Annotated in this window: 3 protein-coding genes; all 3 read right to left on the reverse strand. The window is 65.6% G+C overall.

Annotated elements, in window-relative coordinates; all coding sequences use genetic code 11:
• Positions 1–720: IS66 family transposase zinc-finger binding domain-containing protein (locus tag BDK63_RS18265; RefSeq protein ID WP_183334572.1), on the reverse strand; the 720-nt coding region annotated here is incomplete at its 3' end.
• Between the two features lie 44 nt (positions 721–764).
• Positions 765–1,121: an IS66 family insertion sequence element accessory protein TnpB gene (gene tnpB / locus BDK63_RS18270; RefSeq protein ID WP_183334574.1), complete on the reverse strand. Its 357-nt coding sequence runs from the start codon at positions 1,119–1,121 to the stop codon at positions 765–767.
• Positions 1,118–1,327, reverse strand: a complete 210-nt coding sequence (locus BDK63_RS18275) for a hypothetical protein (protein WP_183334576.1) — start codon at positions 1,325–1,327, stop codon at positions 1,118–1,120. Before BDK63_RS18275 ends, tnpB begins: the two co-directional genes overlap by 4 nt.
• Positions 1,328–1,406 lie beyond the last annotated feature (79 nt).

Consider the following 1,406-nt stretch of genomic DNA (forward strand, 5'->3'; position numbering starts at 1 on the left):
CTGCACCATCCAGCGCGCCAGGGTGTTGCGCGGGATCTCGATGCCGTGCCGGGCAAAGATCTGGCTCTGCCGATAGAGCGGCAAGGCATCCTGATACTTGGCGGTGGCCAAGTAGGCCAGCAGGGTCGGACTGGCGTTGCTCTTTGGCAGCAGCTTGGCCGGCGCCGGGGCGATCTGCACGCCCTCTTCGCAGGCCGGGCAGGCGTACTTGCGACGCACGTGGCGGATCACCTCGACCCGTGCCGGCACCACATGCAGTTCCTCGCTGACCTCCTCGCCGATGACCTTGAGCTCGGTGCCATCCTCGGCGCAGTGGCGGGTGGCTTCGGGCAGCTCGTGCACGACCTCGACGCGGGGCAGTTCGGGCGGCAAGGCCAGGCGACCGCCGCGGGGACGGCGTTGGGTCGGCTGGCGGGTCTCGGCAGCGGATTCGTCCGTGGCCGACTGATCGGCGGCAGCGGCATCCTCCTCATCCACGGCCACCTCGGCCTCGTTGATAAGGAGATCGCCCTGTTCGACGCGGTATTTCTCGGTGGAGGGGCCGAACAGGCGTTCAGTGGCCAGGCGGAACTGCTCGAACAACGCCGCCTTGGCGGCTTCCCACTGGGCCTCCTTCTTGGCCATCAAGGCCAACAGGCGGTCATTTTCGGCCTCGGCGGCGGCTAGCTTGCGCTGCAGCTGGTCGACCGTATCGGCGGTGTGGGAAGCGGTGGACGTCATGCCACTATTTTACCGGATTCCACCACTCAAGGGGAGTGGGAAGACTACCCAACTGATTGAAATTCCAAGGTCTTGTGAGGTCGCATGGCGCTGAGGTCGTAGCCGTCGAGCAGCCAGTTCAGCTCCTGGCCCGAGAGCGTGACGGTGTCGCCCTCCAGGCGGTCAGGCCACTTGAAACGCTCGCGCTCCAGGCGCTTGTACCAGACCACGAAGCCGTTGCGCTCCCAGAACAGCAGCTTCACCTTGTCGCGCTGGCGGTTGCCGAACACGAACACTGCCTCCTCGAAGGGGTTGAGTTCCATCGCCTCCTGGACCAGCAGGGCGAGCCCGTCGATCTGTTTGCGCATGTCGACCGGCTCGCGGCACAAGTAGACCCGCAGTCCGGTGTCCGGCCGGATCATCGCGCCACCTCCACGGCGACGAAGCGCAGCGGTCGATGACGCGGCGGTACCGGCACGCCCTGCACCGCGAGACGCTGCTCCCACGCCAGCAGCGCCGCCAGTGCCAGCCTCTGCTCCTCGGCATACTCGCTCAACGCCAATTGCCGGGACGAGGCATGAAACAGGTGGCCCAGCCAGTAGGCCTGCGTCGAGGTTAGTTCGTTCATGGCGTCCTCCAATGATCAGAGGTCACCAGTGTGGCCGGCGCCAGTCAGTTCTAGAAGATGGGGTTGCTGGAGCGCTTAC

Source organism: Halomonas campaniensis, from assembly GCF_014193375.1.
GTDB lineage: Bacteria > Pseudomonadota > Gammaproteobacteria > Pseudomonadales > Halomonadaceae > Halomonas > Halomonas campaniensis.